This window comes from Bradyrhizobium sp. USDA 4486 (assembly GCF_054057995.1).
This window is the reverse complement of record NZ_JBSRZV010000001.1, coordinates 5,071,969-5,088,249: the sequence shown is the minus strand read 5'-3', so window position 1 is coordinate 5,088,249 and position 16,281 is coordinate 5,071,969. Positions and strand designations below refer to the sequence as shown.

Here is a 16,281-nt window from a genome sequence, read left to right as displayed (position 1 = left end):
CGGCGTGTATCGCGCTGAGCCTAATCGTGCACACCCGGGTCGCCGGGCTTCAGCCCCAGCAGGCGCGCGCGCGGATTTCGTTAACGTGGTCGGGGATCTGCCCAGCGATGGAGATAAGGGTGGCAGTGACCACATCCGCATCAGCCCGCGTTTCGCGCGAGAACTTCTGCCATTGACGCAAGCCAATTTGATCGAGCTTGTATTCGCCCCCGACTTTCATGGCGAGCTTGACCTTCCGCGGATCGACGCCCGAATCTTCCACCGCACTTTTCACGATCCCGACCGCGCGAAGGCTGACCGTAACCCGCGAGGGGCAGAGCAGCGCGCGGGGAACAACCGGGTCTGCTTCCTGGGCAATCGGGCTATCGTTGTTCATGCATGCAATAGTCACCGACGATATCGAACTCGCCGAGGCACGAAGCTGTGTCTACCGAGGCACGTTCACGAGCCTTGGTCCGAACACCGCTCGCGTCTAGGCTCGGCATGTATGGAAGGCATAATAATTCACATCGGTTGGGAGTATTTCCTCGGCATCTTGAGCGCGCTCATCGCGATGGCCTGGTACTCGAACGGCAGATTTACTGCTCTGGAAACGTCGATGGATTGGGTCAAGAATATGCTGGTTGATTTGAAGAGGTCGATTGATGATGCAAACGCCGGACAAGTCGAGACAAAAGATCGCGTAGCGCAAGCCGCTCAAGCAACAAATTCTTTGGTAAAGCGACCCAACTGGATCAGAGCCGGGCGCGAATTCGGCACTCCCTGGGAGAGCCAATGAGTCTTTTTCGTTGCGCTATGGCGGTATCTAGGTCGGTAAATGTAGGCCCGGGACATGGGTTGGATTCGTCGCATGCGCCCTAAACGAAACATTTGCCGCGCACCGCCATTTCGGCGATGCAAGTCTGTCCCGCCGGAGGGCTCATTTAGAGGTGAGCGCCCGCTTGGACCGCACTACTCGCGAAATTGGGGAGGGCTCCAGCTCCTAGGTTGAAATGAAGAGATCGTGGCCTCGAATTTATGTCTCAGAACAGACTCTACGGGCCGGAACTCCTTCGCGTTAAACTTATTCTGAATGGCTTGGGGCCAGGGCAGCCCTTTCGGTAAGCCGTCCCTGGTGGAGACAAGCGTATTCTCAAAGGACAACCCATTGATTACGGCGCCGACAAAGGAAGCATCTGTGAAGTTGCCACCCTTTATCTCCGTATCATTAAACCATGCGCCATCGAGATTAGCAGATTTGAAGTCAGACCCAGTGATCATTGTGCTTTCGAAATGCGCTTCAGCGAAATTAGCACCGGACGCTTTGACGTTGTCGACAACAGCATCGGTCAGGTTAGTGCCTTTCAATGTCGCTTTCTCGAGTACCGAACCGGAAAGATCACTGTTCGATAAATTTATCCTAGATAGATCAGCTTCAGTCAGATCGAACCGACGCAAATCCGCGTTTTCAAATCGTGCACCTGCTGCTGCTAGAAGCGAGAGGTTCACCTTCAGACGCGTTAGCGCCACGATAATCTGGCCGCGTTCTGGACTCAGGGGCAGCGGTATGCGCCTTGGCGCACCTGGATCTCCCAGGAAATCCAGATAGAGATACGGCACCGCGCTCGAAGTCAGCACAGCTATCCGCGTCGTGAGCGGTTTGTCGATTTTACCTTCAGTATGATCTGCCCGGGCAACCTCCTGCAAGATCGTAAACATCTCACTTACAAACGCGCCGCGCTTTTGTGAATCGGCGACCATGGTCTGTTGGTCGATCTTCTCATTTTGCTGGACCAACAAATCCAGCTGCTTATCGATCTTTTCGTTCTGCGATTTAATCATCATGTTTTGGTCGCGCAGCAACGAGTTCTGGCTAAGCAGCAATACAGCTCCGAGAACGCCTCCGAACGAGATCAAAAGGCCAAGCGCCGCTTGCGCGACAAACCGGCGAGTTGCCCCGATGGAATACCAGGCCACGCCCTCCCCTACTGCGCGTCCAAAATGCTCGACAGCTTTGGTAGAGTCACCCGCAGTGTACGCACGGCTCGACTTAGTGAGATCATCTACCATCGCGGCAAGCGTCCCCCGAGCGCTTGAAAAAATGCGCGGCACAATCAGGAGCGCCGAAACACCTGCGATAGCGAGGCAGACACCGAACGCAGCAAAGACACCAACGACGAAGGAGAACAGCAGGTCTCCAGAAAGCTCGAGATATTTCACTGCCAGAAAAAGCGCCGGACCAAGGCTGGCGCCAAGCAGCAGACCAATGATCAGCGTGTTAAGGAAAAGCGCGGACCTGCCTCGCTGCTCCTCTGACTTAACACCTTTTTCCAATTGCGCCGACATCCGTTTTCGGATCCCTCGGGCAAGTTGAACCCATGCTTGCGGTAGAAATGTATTTTAACTCCTGCTTCCTGAACAGGGCCAATGTGCCGTTCGAAATCGTTGGCTGTACGTCAGCTACGACCTATGAAGTCGCGGCTGAAACCGAGAGGCCACGCCCAGCGCGCCCCCTGTTTCGAGCTAGGAAAGTCTTGGCGACCAGACGCTGTAGCCGAGCGTATCCTGGCACATTGACGAGAAGCTTCCGGCACCGAAACTCTCACTGTAGCTAATCCAAACCGGGGGCGTCGCCGACCCTATAACTTGTCTCCCAACCACAGTTGCAATTGCTGGTGGATCGCTCCAGCCCCGGCAATCCTCAGGCTCTCGTCGGTGTGCCCGCTTCCGAGCCGCATCTTAGGCAGCGGCGACAACAATCGGTATCTCGCGGTGTTGCGGCGTAGCTTGCCATGGATCTCCCCTGATCACCTCGACACGGGCCTGTCCGGATTGAAGCGCGCGAAACAATACGTTGGTTGGCGGTCCGAACGGGCTCAGCACACGGCCGTCATCCGAGAGTACTCCGGCTGAATAAACTCCCAGCAGTTCGATGATCGCCTCGCCTTCCAGAAGATGACCGCCGCTTGCTCCAAACATCAGTACGTCTCCCACCCGCACGTGGAGCACGGGTGGGAGCTCCTGGCACGCCTGGATCTCGACGAGGCGCGGCAAAGCGTTACGGTACCAGTTCCTCGTCCACCTCCACATCTTCCGATGGCGACCATTCGTCGGCAAGACCCATTTGAGCTTGGATCGACGGTGCACCCTCGGACGAAACCTTCGGGTAGATCTGGCCCGCAAAGGCATAGTCGGTGGCGTTGATGTCCGAGCCTCCCCGGATCGGCTGACCGTCTTTAGTAATCGATCCTGGAAGTTGATAGCACATGATCGAATCTTGGTCCGGTGGGGTGGCCATGATCGAGTCCTGGCTGAGCGGTGTCAGCACCTGCTGGTCCACCATCTCACGAGACCACCCCTGTGTACGCAGGAAGAAGTCATAGGCCTTCTGCGGGTCTATGAGGTCAACGAGTTCCTCGCGCATGTGTTCATGCGGGAAGCCGAGCGTGTGCCCGGCTTCATGACGCACGACACGATGGAATTCGCTGTCCTCCGTATTCATGGTGAAACCCTGAAGGTTCAGCGTCGGCCGATTACTGGGAATGTGCAGGATGTCGGTCCCGAGATAAGACCAGTATCCGGCCTGATTCCGCGAGATGCGGACCTTCCCCACACCACGGGTCTCCACGAACGAGATCCCTGCGGTTTGGTTCCAGGCATTCATGTGCTGAATGATCCGGCGACGAAGATCGCTTGGTCCACCATCCAGGAAGCTGACCGTGAGGCGGCGCTGTTGCGGGCCCCAATACTTGCCAACCAGGACTGCAATTGCTGCCGGCGAGAGTACCAGGCCGCGTGCCACGGAGCCGATGGCACCGAAGCTAACTCGGTTCATGGGATTGATGGTCGTTGCAGTCTTCGCCGCCTTTTCGGCCAGACGGCCGGGCAGCTGCTTAATTGAACAATGCGCGTTTTTTCCACCCGCGTGATTATGTGGGCGCCGCGCCGTTTCGCCCTGTGGCTTATCGTCCTCGTCCATATACCGTCCGGTATCCGCGGCTGCCTGAGCCACCTCAGCGATTCTCATCAAAGCTTGGCGGAGTTTCTGTTCGCTGTCGCTCATGTCATTCTCCTCCCTGTGCTGGTTGCTGGGTATCGACTGCCCCACCAAAGAGGTGGCATATGCTCGATCGCGGCAGTTGTTGTCTGCTGCCGCGTTTCGTCCATCTCTTCGAACCGCCTTTACCGTCAAGGTGGTCTGCTTGCGTTTCTATTCGGTGTTGATCAGTCACGCTCTTGCGGATTACGTAGCGAACGCTGCCGTCTGGGCCGAGGATAACCGTTGAGCCGCCGAAGGCCTCACTGAACGTTCCCGAGTTCCGCTTGCACCAACGCCGCTGGGTGATCTCGGCCACAGTATCGAACGTGACTTGCCGGTCCGGGCCGACGCGCCGAAGGGATCGAATAGACCCAACAACAGCAGGATCGACGTGGTCGCCGTTCAATTGCACGTCGCCTGGTAAAGCGCAGCCGAACGCGCGTGCGTATCCTGGCCGCATGGCGTAGGACCCGAGCGCTTCCGCTTGACGGCGCAGTTCGCTCTCGTCGGCTGCTCGCCCGGGGTCGCCCGCAAAACGCAATCTTTTGAAGTGAAGCTCTTCGATCGGCTTCATATTCTCGTCAGGCGGTCGCCAGAGCAGAGAATCCTCCGCGAGATCCGGCACGCCATCGGCGTAGATGCGCCGACGGGCAAAGGAATCGATGATGGCCTCACGATACCCGAACGGGTCGTCCTGAACGAGATCGAAGTCCGCAGTGATAACCGCTCGCAGATATTCGCCAAAACGCAGGTCGAATGGCGGGCAGTAGTCGATGGCACGTATGCAAATGGAAAGGAATTGTGATGCCAATGTGCTTGCCTGGTCGGCGAGAATTTCGCAAAGCTCCGAGTCTGGAGCCTCAGCGGGAGCCAGACGAGCCAGGCGAATGAATCGCTTTGTCTTCCGCCGAAGTATCGTCGCGAATGCTTCGAAGATCGCCGTTACCAAAAGCGAACCGCGCTCGTGCGGCTCGTCCCCGGCTTGGTCATATCGTCTGACGTTGCGCTCCTTGTCTTGTCCAAGCCCCGCAGGATCGATGGCCGATCGCAATGGTCTGCACGAGCCTGTGGTATGTCCGAATTGGGTCGCGAGTGACAGAAGTACCTCATCGGGCGCGACCCCCGACCGCTCAATCGCGGCACGAACAACATCCGAATACGAGAAGTGCATCAGTATTGCCACAAGGTCGGCAAAACCCTCGTGAAAGGCTGGGACATCGGGGTGGGTCGGCAGCCGAAAGCGCGGCCGAAGACCGTCCAGCAACGCATGGGTCATCTCGTGCACAATGATGTCGTGTGAGAGACTCGTGAACACCCGGCCGCCGGGACGATTTCTTCCCTGAACACTATCATCCGCTGCGTAGTAGCCGAATTTCAGTTCCCCTGCTGATGAGTCGTAATAGGCATTGCGATCACAGAACGCCTGTGGCCGGATTCTGAGCTTCGCATCAGCTTGGCCGGGCTTCGATTGAAAGCCCCAGCACGGATCGCGTCCGAGCGCGCGTCTGAAGACATCGTACGTAGATGCGCAGACCGCGTAGACCATCTGCTGCCGGAACAGCGGGTCGGACGGCGAGGGGGCCCGCCCATTTTCTATCAAGATCCGAGGATCATCTAAGTTTACGGGCTTGTTAAGTTGCTCCGTCGTCTCGTTCCAATCGACCACCTCCAGGACGCTGCCCACGAAGCCAGAGCGCCCCGAACGCAATGGCTCAAATGGGACATTCAACACCGCCACGGCGCCATCCAGCCGACTTGCAGCTGGATCGAGCGTGTATATTCTGAGCGGTCGATAGATCGGATCCTGATGCGTCCGTTGATACGGCTGCATAGAGGCAGTCGCTAAGAAAACCGGATCCACCACGAAATAGTTGGTCGATGCCGTCAGTTCACGCTGTACCTTGCCGATTTTCGGACGAGGTACACTCGATGCGCTATCAGGCGTCATGGATTGAAGCGGCGTTTGCGCCTGAATATTCATAACCGACTCCCCAGCACAACTTAGCTAGTAGAGCGCGATCCTTTTGGCGTAGATTTGACCCGGGTGTTACCGAACATATTTTGTTCGAATGGCCACCCAAGTGTATCGACATCGCACGTCAAAAACGGCACGCAGCTATTGCAACGTCATCGATCGCCGGTGTGAGAGCTTGCTCACTCTACAAGCTTGAATAAGCCAACCGGCGTATTTCAGCAGCCTGACTCAGCTCGTTTCTTTACCAAAAATGGCGCGTCCGCCAATGTGTCCGCGAACATATTGCTAAAGGTAAAGTAGCTTGCGCAGTCAATGCACTATTATATCTGCAGCCGTGCGCCACGGTTGTCGCGTTATCTAATGGGCCGAAGGTCACTGATGCTGCCCTACGAAGGGCTTCGTAGTTTACTCCAAATCTCAACCGCCGGGTAGTTCTTGTCTCTAGGACAACTTGTCGCGCAGCGGTTGTTGCCCATGAGACGCTCGCGGCTTTGTGCCCAGAACAGTCGATGCTGAGAGCTTTCTGTCTTTCTGTCCCACGGCTGCGTAGACTGGAACTCAGAATCAAGAGGCCGTTTCGAGACCGGGCGTTGGCTTTCGGGAATTCGCATCGCACGGATGATGGTTCGAACATTAGCCGACCCTTTCAAGCACACCGCGATCTTCTTGGATCTTATTAGACATTTCGTCGTTCGGTGATGATGCGGCAGTCGGACGATCGATGGACTCGGGCACCAGGCGACCTGCGCTTAATCGGCCCTGGCGCTCTAAAACTATGTCCCGCATCTCTCGTATTACGAGCAGCATGCAGGCATCGGAAACCCGTTTGTGCCGTTGGTTTCCAGTTTTCCCAATGATCCTTTTGAACGCTCCGAAGCGATTTACGGTGGCGTTCGCGTCACGCATGATCTTAATATCAGCCTCAATCTCTTCAGATCTCTGACTTTCGCCGAAAAAATCCATTAATGTCTTGCACCACGATGAAATGCGACAATACGCATCACACCAAGTCACCTTCCTTGTCTCAAATTCGTGCACCACTTGGTGGAGTCAGAATATTCAATTTCTTCAAGAATTCGTTTCCTTCGCGTTTCATCGAAGAGATCGCGTCGGGTCCGGATGGCATTGCGGATCTGTTCGAGCTTTAGCTGGGTGTTACTCAGCTCTTCCATCCGCGCAACGAAGAACTTGGCGACGATTTGATATCAGTCGTCACGTTGCTCGAGGCGCGAGCGGATCATTCGTTTTGTCTGCTTGGTGGCGCGATACAGGTCGTCAACTTGCATAATCAGATCGCGCAACGAGGCAAGGTTAGATTCAGTTCGCACTTTGGAAGCACGCAAAGTAGACAAAACGAATGTGAAGAAGCCGCCGAAAAGAACTACAAGAATGAATTGCAGGCCGATCTCTTCGATCTTGGCTTTGGACAAATCAGGCGCCTCGATCGGCGTTGTCTGACCGACCGATATCGAGGCTGTCGCAGCAGAATCAAGCGGCTGAGAAAAACAGGTCGTCGGCGTCGCCATCAGACTGAAGCCTGATCCCGCGAGAAGCGCCAAAGACAGAACGCTCTTCCGTAGACCTAATAGAATCCAATGTAGACGAAGCATGTTGTGCATATCCGCGCCCCTCTAGGATCCGGATTGGAACACACCTGCCGAAGTTACTTACCAGGATTTATTGGTCGACAATGTAATCTGCTTCACAAAGAGAAAGGCTCCAAACCAAATGAGGTCTGAACAGGCCGGCGGTGGGTGGAGTAAGGAGCCCAGTGCATCGCCGTGAACGCACGATGCATCTACATCATCTCAACGTCGGTCGTTGTTTCGACCGCGAGATGCGCAGCGCATCACGCTGCTGCCTGAAAACCGGGGACGGAGGTCCCGATCATTTGGCCTTTCTTATTGCGACGTGTGATTAGCCGCGTTTGCGGGTGAGCGCGGACGCACGATCTATATCGGATATATATCGAGTGAACAGACTCCCTTCATCGTTACCCGAATAGTTCCAAAAGAACTAACCTTTAGGTTGCTGCACAAGGAGCAACGATTGCAGAAGGCGACGATTCTCCTTGTAAGGAAGTTAGTAGGAAGACCGCTTCGAGGGCGGTCTTTGGTTATCGCTGACCCGGTGGTGAAAAAGTTTCGAGGGTCGAAACAATCATGTCATCATTGAAGGCCGGATCGTTACACGGCCTCTGCAAGAAGTGGTCATCGATTGATTGATGCAATTGTTTTTGCGTTCGCCTTGAGTCTCGTGATTGTGTCGCTCCCTCCGTTCTGGAGAGAGTCACCGCTCCGGTCGCGCTGACCAAAAGTCCTGGCTCTGGAATGTTCCGAGAAATTGTTCGGCTACTCGTGATCAGCCGAGCGGTAAGGCAGCATCTGAACCGCTCCAAATGTACGCGGAACGCTTGAGCCGCACGCGCCGAGGCTCAAAATACCGAAAGGTATTTGTCCGCGGGGCCGTCCCAAAGCTGGATTTCAAGAAATCGTCCCCTGACATCTTTGCTAATCTGAGCAGTAGGCAGGCGTGGAGATTCGATGGCTCCAGCGCTGTAAAGGGCTAAATGCGTGACAGTTTGCTTTAGCAGTATGGCGATTTCGACCCGGGTGGCGAAATACTGCTTTTGAGCACTCAGGCAATTCGCGACTCTCTCCGCCAGCTCAAGCAACTTGCTCCTTTGCTCGCCTCGAAATCGCTGAGACAGGGCAGGATGTATCAAGAATGCGAAGACCGTCGCCTCAAAGTCCCGATATGTCCACGCTGTTCGAGTGCATCCATCGCCATCAAGGTCTTGTGTACATGCGAGAACTTGCACATTCGCGACGCGGTGGAGAACTATTTCGTTGCCGCAATAAGCGCAGGTAGTGAGGCCTGCGAAGATGTTTGCAAGATCGTTCCCTTTACGGCCGCGGTTTGCAAGATTTTGTTGGCGAGCAATCTGCGCGCGCTCGAACGTTTCTTGATCTATGACGGCTGGATAGTAACCACTCACAGGGGGGCCATTGGGGATGCCTTTCTTGTGACCGCTTGCGAAGCTTTTGGGCTGGTACTCTCCGTAGGTAGCGCGATTCCGTAACATATAGTCGATGGTGGTGTGATCCCACTTTGTAGATTGCGTGAAGGTCGGCACCTTTCTTTCATCCAGGTAATTTGCGATCGCGTAACTGCCCATTCCGCCGATAGCCAATTCGAAAATCCGCCTCACGACGTGGGCGCGCTCCGGTATAAACAAGAAGCTCAGTCGGTCTTTGCTCAGCCCTAGCCAGCTTGGTGCCGCTGAAATCTTCTTTTTCTCAGACATTTGGAATCCATCGGCTTCATAGCTTCTAAGTGATCTTCTAGTCGGCTCGATTCGGCTTTTCCACCGTCGAGCGGGCCTAGAACGAAGTGGCTGCGGGTCCCGCGCGCTTCCCCAGTTCCAGATCTCGCCTGTCCATGCGCACGCCCAGAGAGCGTGGATTGGTTATGAAAATCAGTTGGTTATAGTCGTGTGGTCGCTCTCACGGTTGCGTGATTTTTGTGCAACAGTTGCCCAGATTCGATTTGATGGAGACCATTCACCCTGTTTCGGTGGTTGCGTGTGCAAGGGTCCTCGATCATGGTGATCACGCGACGGAGGGGGGCATCCCGAGGTCGTCCCGTTTAGGTCTTTCGCTTAAGTCCCTCGCGTTCATGCGGGTGTGTCCGAAGACGCGAAGAGGTTTAGGCGTGGGTTTCAGAGGGGGTTGGGGAATTGACCGCTTGGTCAAAAAACCTTCCCTGTAGAGCAAACTTGGAGGTTTAACATGAAGTTGGTTAAGAGCCTTTTGCTCGGTTCAGCGGCGGGTTTGATCGCCGTTGGCGGAGCGCAGGCAGCCGATCTCCCCGTGAAGGCCAAGGCGGTCGAGTACGTGAAGATCTGCTCCCTGTATGGTGCCGGATTCTACTACATCCCGGGCACCGACACCTGCATCAAGCTGGGTGGTTATCTGCGCGCTGAAGTCGCGCTGAACACCAACAGCGTCTTTGACAGCCAGCGTACCTCGCCTGCTGCTGGGCGCAATCGCCTGAGCAACTACTACACCATGCGCGCTCGTGAAGACCTCAACATCGACACGCGCACCGCCACCGAGTACGGCGTGGTCCGCACCTTCTTCGACGGCGTGTTCTCCTGGACCACCGGCGGTTATCAGGGCACCGGCTCTGCGTTCGGTGGCACCGCCTATACCAGCACGCTGGCCCTCAACACCGCTGGTGCGACCCCGGCGCTGGTCGGTTCGTCGATCAATCCGACGGACGGCGGCACCTCGGGCGGTTCGCTCGGCGTGTATTATGCCTTCATCCAGTTCGCCGGCTTCACCATGGGTAAGGCCGTGTCGCAGTTCGACGCGCCCTGGACCAACTACCCGGGCAACAACTTCGACGGTCTCGTCGGCGGCTCGGGCACGGTCACCGGTGTCAACCAGTTCAGCTACACCGCCGACTTCGGTCAGGGCGTGACGGCGGCGTTCTCGGCTGAAGATAGGGCGGCCTATTACGATGCTGGCAACCTCAACCTTAGCTCCGTGGCTGCTTCTGGTGCTGCTGCTATCGCCGGTCTGACCACTGGTGCGGTTGGCGCCAACGCCATCGGCGGCACACGTTCGCCGAACCTCGTCGGTATGGTCCGCGTCGACCAGGCTTGGGGTCTGTTCCAGGCGTCGGTCGCTGCGCATGACAACCACGTTGCCTACTACGGCCCGACCGAAATCACCGGCCACCCCGACGACAAGTGGGGTTGGGCGGTTCAGCTCGCTCTGTCGATCAAGAACATCCCGACCGGTGCGGGTGACGTGATCAACATCCAGGGCGTCTACACCGACGGTGCGACCCGCTACAACTTCCAGAACCTGGCGGGCGGCTCGTACCTCATGTACGGCACGTCGAGCGTTGCCTACGGTAGCGTCGGTGCAGCTATTGCTCCCGACACTGTGTTTGTGAACGGCAGCAATCAGGAAACCGTCAAGACCTGGGGTTTCCGTGGTGCCTACACGCACAACTGGGATGCCTACTGGAACACCGCGATTTACGGTGCTTACGCTCAGGCTCAGTTCGGCAGCGGCGCGAAGACCTTCCTCTGCGGTCCCACTGGCGTCTTCTCGACGGTTGCGGGCGTGACCTCGTGCAATCCTGACTTCAACATCGCTCAGGTCGGCTTGATCACCCGCTGGACCCCGGTCAAGAACCTGACGTTCTCGGCCGACTTTACCTGGACCCATCTCGACCAGAAGTATGCTGGCGTCGTTACCACCGGCGCCAACTTCCCGGTCGCCAAGCCGCCCGCCACCTTCGAGCTGAAGGATCAGGACAGCCTGGTTCTGCTGCTCCGCGCTCAGCGCAACTGGTAAGTTTGGTTTTAACGACCTAACCTCCAAGGCCCTCGGCGGGAAACTGCCGGGGGTTTCATTTTGCGCGCATTGCGTTGCGGCTGGGCACGCCCGACGACTAGGCGCGTCCCAAGTTATCAAGAAGGCCTGCTCTCAAGGACGTGCGGGGCGCCCCGCGATCAGGACACGTCGATTGCAAGCAGGCGTGCAGCCAGCCGCGCATTCTTGGCAATAATCGCAAGCGCCGCGTTCAGATCCGCCATCGTTTTCTCGTCGAGCCCGTTCGACATGGTCGAGTTCAGTGCGAGCTTTCGCTTCGACAGTTTGTCAAGCGCCTTTGTTGCCTTCGTGGTTAGCGACATCAGAACGAAGCGTGCGTCGTCGGCTCCCGGCCGCCGTGACAGGAAACCACGTTTTTCGAGAGCTTTGGTCTGATTGGTCACAAAAGCCGGATGGACCCGTAACTTGTTGGCGACGTCTATCCCAGCAACGCCTCGTCCATCGTCAAGTTCGGTGATAGCCATCAAAATCAGCCACTGGGGTTTGGAAATACCCAGTAGCCCAGCCCAACTGGTGTGAATATTCTCCAGTTGAGAGTGAACCTCGACCACGTTCCAAATGAATTCCGTAATCGCTCTGTCGAGTTTCTTCTCGATCATGCTCGCTCCCGACGTGTTCTAGAGGTGACCGAGAGGCCCCTTTACCGGAGTTTGCGAGGCATCTCGAACGGCCCGCACCGATGTGCTATGAGACCGTCGCCGAACCACTCCTCGATGCCCGCAGCGTCGGCCAGCTCCGTAACCGCGCCCCGCATAGGTCGTGTTTGCACGTGAAGTAAACATTACTTGATGAATTACGACAATTACTTTGCGAAAGCGACAGGGCGATTGAGCTACCAGCTCCGTGAGCGAATCCCAGACTTGCGCTTACGACAAATACGAACAACTTCGTAGGTGGGAATAGCCGAAATGCCCGACAGATCTCCCATCCAGCACGGTCTTAGCCCCATCCGGAGCTGCGTGCTCCTGATCGCGATTTTGTATTTGGCAATGGTGCCAGGCTTCAATTTCGCCTCAGCTTCCTCGGCAATGGCACGCGCGCTGACGAGGCGCGCGCGACGTGGGCGGAAGGTCGAAGGTGGCGGCGCCGACACACAGGTCGATGGGAAACCATCGCTCATAAGGTCTTAAGATACTCAACAAGCGCTCGGCGCTCGGCTTCGGTCAATTCTGGTCCGATGACGCCAGGCGGCAGCTTCGTTAAATCGGTTTCCTTCCTCGAACGAATGTCCGCGATTGCTGTTGCCAAGCAGCGACACATCAAAGTTCGTAATGCCGGCCGCACAGCTCTCGATCGCCTTTGCTTTTGTAACAAGCCCGACCTTGACCGGGTCGAACGCACGACTGCCGACGCAAAACGACGTCGGCCGTTCGGCTTGCGGCACCAACATGTCTCTCAGTGTCGGAACGGACCCATTGTGAAGATAAGGAGCCGTTGCCCAAACACCGTCCAATGGGCGAGCCCGGTACTGAGGCTCAAGGGCGAGTACTGTCTCGTCCTTGCCGTTGTGGCTCGCGCGCGCCCCGACATAGACCCGCTGGTTTTGGCAGTTCTTCCGAGGCCCCCACATTTGCCGCTTGGTCTCTTCAGAAGTGCCGTTCGCAATGACCCATTGATCGATCGTTTTGCCGACCACGTCCATGAGCGCGAGTACAAACAGAGGATCTACGCCTTTATCTGCCAGAAGGCCACAACCTCCGGCTTTGTTGAGGTCATCTGCAGGATTTAATGCGAGTGCCTCGGGTAGGTGAACGCGCCGCGTCGTAAGGACGTTAGATTGTTGGCGGTCGGTGCCGATCGCCGAGACCGGCATCTGGACGACGTTAAAATAATGCCGTCCGCCGATCTCTACCCAATTCTTCTCGCTCTTGGCTGAGCGATCGGGGTTCTCTGCGCGCCAGAACGAGTCTTCCGGCCACTTTTTGTCGAAGGCAGCATCGTTCACCGGGCCTCGGTGGCATTCAAAGCAGTGAGCACGATAAAGATCGCGACCCTGTTCAACGAGCTTTTCATCGATCGCCCAGGCCGGGTCACTGCGGAATTTCTCCTGCGCGTCCTTCCATCGGGGGGCTACGAGCCCGGTGAATTTTCTGCCTCCTGCATCTTCAGACGAAAAGGGATCGGTGCCGCGCAGAAGCTCTTCGAACCGCGCGATGTCGGAGAGACGTATGGATGAGGCAAAGAGCGGCCTTCCGGGCGCGGCAGCGGTCATATTAATTTTTGCGCTGACACCGAGCGCTTCGCCCGCATTTCGAACGAGTTCGTTGAGAACAGATGCGTCATACTGTGCCCAAAGGAAATACGGCGTGTCCCAGATCGGTGGAAAGCTCACGGGGGCATCGTGGCGCGCGAAGTTGCCCTTGAGGAGTGGCTCGGACAGTTCGCCGGTCAAGGGATCGAGTAGATTGCTATAGAAAACCTGGTTCCCGATCCGATTCAGCGCATCAAGTCGACCGAACCCTTCATCGAGATCCGCTACTCCCTGTCCCATCAAAAGTCTGTCGGTCTCTGCCTTTTGGTTCTTGATCTTTTGGAGTGCTAGCTCAAGATCGCTTCGAAGCTTATTTCGATCGACGCTCTGCCCTTTGATCTGCTCCAGCTTGCTGGCGAAACGCTCGAAACGCCATGGCAAGATCAGCGTGTAGCCGATAGACAGCCCGACGGCTCTTTCAACCTCGCCAAGATTGACCATCGCCGGCCCACCGTCGAACCGTATGCTGACATTCTTGTATTCGAGATGACCCGTATGACAGGCGGCGCAGGTTAGCCCGATCTGATCTTCATACGGGACGCCAGTCGCCGGATCGACACCGCCCTTGAGTATGGCAAAGCCGACCGGCAAAGCATTTGGGTTGGCGGGCGCGCTTGGAGTCCAACCGGGGTTGGCTATGTCCCCATTCGGCGCATCGTCGTGATAACCGTATGCGGGCGCAATACCGGCGAAGTCCTTTGAGCCAGGACTGGGAATGAAGCCGAGGCGGCGCAGGTAGTTCTCGTCCGTTAAGCTCGTGTAAGAGAAGGACAGCTCCGGGCGTTCCAGGGCCAAAAACCACTGATAAGGGACAGGGATGGTCGCCGTCCCCTGCGATGTGTGGTGAAACCAGTAACGCTGGCGGGCGCTCCAATTTTGCGGGAGCCAATAAGCGCTTTCTATTTTTGATGGCTCGGGCAGGGTCGCAGGCAGTAATTGAGCGACGAGATTGGCATCGTTCTTGATCTTAAGGGCTGCGTCGCGAACCTTCTCCGGGGCGAAATACACCAGGCCGGCCGCCATGATCACGACAACGACGGTTGCTAATAACAGGCTGGTGATATGAGGCCAGCGCATCCACCAGGAATAAAGACGAGAGCCAAAAGAAGGTCTGCCCATAGCAAGGACTCCATCCATCTTTTTCGTCCGTCCAGCCGGCCCGGCAGGCTACCGGAAACGGCGACGGCGTCTGTTACTTGTTCAGCAATTGGCTATTGATGAAGGCGACCACGTCGGACGTCTCGGCTGCCGCGCGCCTGGTTATCGTCGCCGCTGCCGGGCCGCCGCGCAAAAAGGATGGGAACCAACCGAAGTTGCGAACATTCCAGTTTTCTTTCGGCCACACCGCGCGGTTGACGCCCAGCGCTACGAAATTTGGAATTTTCCTGGCGAGTGGCTGTGCCGTCTCGGTGTGACAGCTCACGCAATCGGTATTGAAAAAGTGGCTCTTCTTCGTATCAGCAATGGTATTGACGATCTCGATGATGCGGCTGTTGGGCACGTTACCATCGATGAACTCGGAGGTCGAAACACCCTTACGATTACCTTGGGGCAAGGGCGGATTTTGCAATGCCGCGTGTCGACAGGTGACCGGGTTTTGATTGTTCGTGCCCGGTTGTGGGACCACGTGCTTTCCGCCCACGGCGCTGAACATCTGTGCCACGTGCATCCCATCAAGCGTAGGGCCGGGGACTGGGATTAGGCCTGCTTGCGGGACCCTTAACATCGACACAAAAATCCAGGGTTCGGGCGGGGCGATGCCCATCACGGCCATGCTGTTGAGGCGGTGCGGCGAGAGGTGCTTCTCAATCAAAGCCTTGAGTGCATCGCGGAACGCCTTTGCCGATGCTCCTACAAGACCCGGATGCACATTCAGATCACCCGCAGTCGAGACTTTGACATTGCCAAACTGTCCGGCCCCAAGCTGATCGCGCAAGGTTGCGACATCACGAAGGATCGCCTTGAATGCTTCGTCGTCCGGATGGGATCGCGGGAACGGCGCGCAACCTTCCAGAGGCGGGTCCGGGGCGAGAGTGAAGCTGAAGATAAGGTGGCCTGCAGTGTCATGAACCTTCAAGCCGTCCGGCCCATTGGTCACCGGCTGAATGATGAGCCGGATCTGTGGTTGTCGGCCAAACTGCGCGATGATCTCCGGCGACAATCCCGGCGCGCCCGGATCGATCCGGATGCCGGCCACAAACCAGGCGCCAATCTTTTTCACGGCATCGGGAAACTGAATGTGCCGTGCACCCGAATCCGGCACGCCCGGATGCTCCGGATTTTCGGCGTTGGCGATAAAATGCGCGAAATCCGTGTCGGAAAATAGCCGTTGCGGCGATCCCGAAGGGCCCGCAAGATCGGACACGGCGATTAGATTGGCAAGGTCGGCCGCCGACTTCGGCGCAGGAAAGAGAATAGATACATCATTGGGCGCAAGCGGCCTCGACGCGGCTTGCGCCGGAGCCGTTCCTACCTCCAAAGCTGCGACGAACGTCAACCCCGCCGCTAACAAGCTTGCGAGCCGTCGCGGAAACAGAGATCCGTTGATTTGACCCCTCGCGATCATTGGAAAATCCCCCTGTAAGAGCAAAAATTTAAACATCAGCTGTCGAACAACTACATCTCG

The 16,281-nt window shown here is 56.7% G+C and carries 13 protein-coding genes; 2 read left to right on the top strand and 11 right to left on the bottom strand.

Translation table 11 applies throughout. The features are described 5' to 3' along the window. Positions 1-49 precede the first annotated feature (49 nt). On the bottom strand, positions 50-376 hold the full coding sequence (locus tag ACVWY3_RS24245) for a hypothetical protein (protein WP_456840710.1): 327 nt from the start codon (positions 374-376) through the stop codon (positions 50-52). A 159-nt stretch (positions 377-535) separates the two neighbouring features. Between ACVWY3_RS24245 and ACVWY3_RS24240 the strand changes: the two genes are divergently transcribed. After that, entirely contained in the window at positions 536-778 is a 243-nt protein-coding gene (locus ACVWY3_RS24240) for a hypothetical protein (RefSeq protein ID WP_456840709.1), read from the top strand. A gap of 173 nt (positions 779-951) precedes the next feature. Here ACVWY3_RS24240 and ACVWY3_RS24235 read toward each other — a convergent pair whose 3' ends face one another. From ACVWY3_RS24235 to ACVWY3_RS24205, 7 genes are all read right to left on the bottom strand, one after another. Then, on the bottom strand, positions 952-2,325 hold the full coding sequence (locus ACVWY3_RS24235; protein ID WP_456840708.1) for a pentapeptide repeat-containing protein: 1,374 nt from the start codon (positions 2,323-2,325) through the stop codon (positions 952-954). Positions 2,326-2,718: 393 nt separating this feature from the next. Beyond that, on the bottom strand, positions 2,719-2,958 hold the full coding sequence (locus tag ACVWY3_RS24230) for a hypothetical protein (protein WP_456840707.1): 240 nt from the start codon (positions 2,956-2,958) through the stop codon (positions 2,719-2,721). A 79-nt stretch (positions 2,959-3,037) separates the two neighbouring features. Further along, a complete protein-coding gene (locus tag ACVWY3_RS24225) occupies positions 3,038-4,042 on the bottom strand; it encodes a M12 family metallopeptidase (RefSeq protein WP_456840706.1) in 1,005 nt (334 codons plus the stop codon). Between the two features lies 1 nt (position 4,043). Beyond that, on the bottom strand, positions 4,044-5,999 hold the full coding sequence (locus ACVWY3_RS24220; RefSeq protein ID WP_456840705.1) for a hypothetical protein: 1,956 nt from the start codon (positions 5,997-5,999) through the stop codon (positions 4,044-4,046). A gap of 627 nt (positions 6,000-6,626) precedes the next feature. After that, positions 6,627-6,956, bottom strand: a complete 330-nt coding sequence (locus tag ACVWY3_RS24215; protein WP_456840704.1) for a hypothetical protein — start codon at positions 6,954-6,956, stop codon at positions 6,627-6,629. Between the two features lie 242 nt (positions 6,957-7,198). Further along, a complete protein-coding gene (locus tag ACVWY3_RS24210) occupies positions 7,199-7,519 on the bottom strand; it encodes a hypothetical protein (protein WP_456840703.1) in 321 nt (106 codons plus the stop codon). Between the two features lie 908 nt (positions 7,520-8,427). Then, a complete protein-coding gene (locus tag ACVWY3_RS24205) occupies positions 8,428-9,300 on the bottom strand; it encodes a recombinase family protein (RefSeq protein WP_456840702.1) in 873 nt (290 codons plus the stop codon). 484 nt (positions 9,301-9,784) lie between these two features. Between ACVWY3_RS24205 and ACVWY3_RS24200 the strand changes: the two genes are divergently transcribed. Next, positions 9,785-11,365 (top strand): porin, encoded by a 1,581-nt coding sequence (locus ACVWY3_RS24200; RefSeq protein WP_456840701.1) that lies wholly within the window; start codon positions 9,785-9,787, stop codon positions 11,363-11,365. A gap of 158 nt (positions 11,366-11,523) precedes the next feature. Here the strand turns inward: ACVWY3_RS24200 and ACVWY3_RS24195 are convergent, their stop codons facing one another. The 3 genes from ACVWY3_RS24195 to ACVWY3_RS24185 form a co-directional block, all read right to left on the bottom strand. Beyond that, a complete protein-coding gene (locus ACVWY3_RS24195; protein ID WP_456840700.1) occupies positions 11,524-12,003 on the bottom strand; it encodes a MarR family winged helix-turn-helix transcriptional regulator in 480 nt (159 codons plus the stop codon). Positions 12,004-12,539: 536 nt separating this feature from the next. Next, on the bottom strand, positions 12,540-14,774 hold the full coding sequence (locus ACVWY3_RS24190; protein ID WP_456840699.1) for a di-heme-cytochrome C peroxidase: 2,235 nt from the start codon (positions 14,772-14,774) through the stop codon (positions 12,540-12,542). Between the two features lie 73 nt (positions 14,775-14,847). Continuing rightward, positions 14,848-16,257 (bottom strand): hypothetical protein, encoded by a 1,410-nt coding sequence (locus ACVWY3_RS24185; RefSeq protein WP_456840698.1) that lies wholly within the window; start codon positions 16,255-16,257, stop codon positions 14,848-14,850. Between the last annotated feature and the right edge of the window lie 24 nt (positions 16,258-16,281).

Bases quoted from the DNA above. Each gene is read 5' to 3' on its own strand.
- ACVWY3_RS24245 (WP_456840710.1), bottom strand. From the start codon at position 376: ATGAACAACGATAGCCCGATTGCCCAGGAAGCAGACCCGGTTGTTCCC.
- ACVWY3_RS24235 (WP_456840708.1), bottom strand. From the start codon at position 2,325: ATGTCGGCGCAATTGGAAAAAGGTGTTAAGTCAGAGGAGCAGCGAGGC.
- ACVWY3_RS24230 (WP_456840707.1), bottom strand. From the start codon at position 2,958: ATGTTTGGAGCAAGCGGCGGTCATCTTCTGGAAGGCGAGGCGATCATC.
- ACVWY3_RS24225 (WP_456840706.1), bottom strand. From the start codon at position 4,042: ATGAGCGACAGCGAACAGAAACTCCGCCAAGCTTTGATGAGAATCGCT.
- ACVWY3_RS24220 (WP_456840705.1), bottom strand. From the start codon at position 5,999: ATGAATATTCAGGCGCAAACGCCGCTTCAATCCATGACGCCTGATAGC.
- ACVWY3_RS24215 (WP_456840704.1), bottom strand. From the start codon at position 6,956: ATGGATTTTTTCGGCGAAAGTCAGAGATCTGAAGAGATTGAGGCTGAT.
- ACVWY3_RS24210 (WP_456840703.1), bottom strand. From the start codon at position 7,519: ATGGCGACGCCGACGACCTGTTTTTCTCAGCCGCTTGATTCTGCTGCG.
- ACVWY3_RS24205 (WP_456840702.1), bottom strand. From the start codon at position 9,300: ATGTCTGAGAAAAAGAAGATTTCAGCGGCACCAAGCTGGCTAGGGCTG.
- ACVWY3_RS24200 (WP_456840701.1), top strand. From the start codon at position 9,785: ATGAAGTTGGTTAAGAGCCTTTTGCTCGGTTCAGCGGCGGGTTTGATC.
- ACVWY3_RS24195 (WP_456840700.1), bottom strand. From the start codon at position 12,003: ATGATCGAGAAGAAACTCGACAGAGCGATTACGGAATTCATTTGGAAC.
- ACVWY3_RS24190 (WP_456840699.1), bottom strand. From the start codon at position 14,774: ATGGGCAGACCTTCTTTTGGCTCTCGTCTTTATTCCTGGTGGATGCGC.
- ACVWY3_RS24185 (WP_456840698.1), bottom strand. From the start codon at position 16,257: ATGTTTAAATTTTTGCTCTTACAGGGGGATTTTCCAATGATCGCGAGG.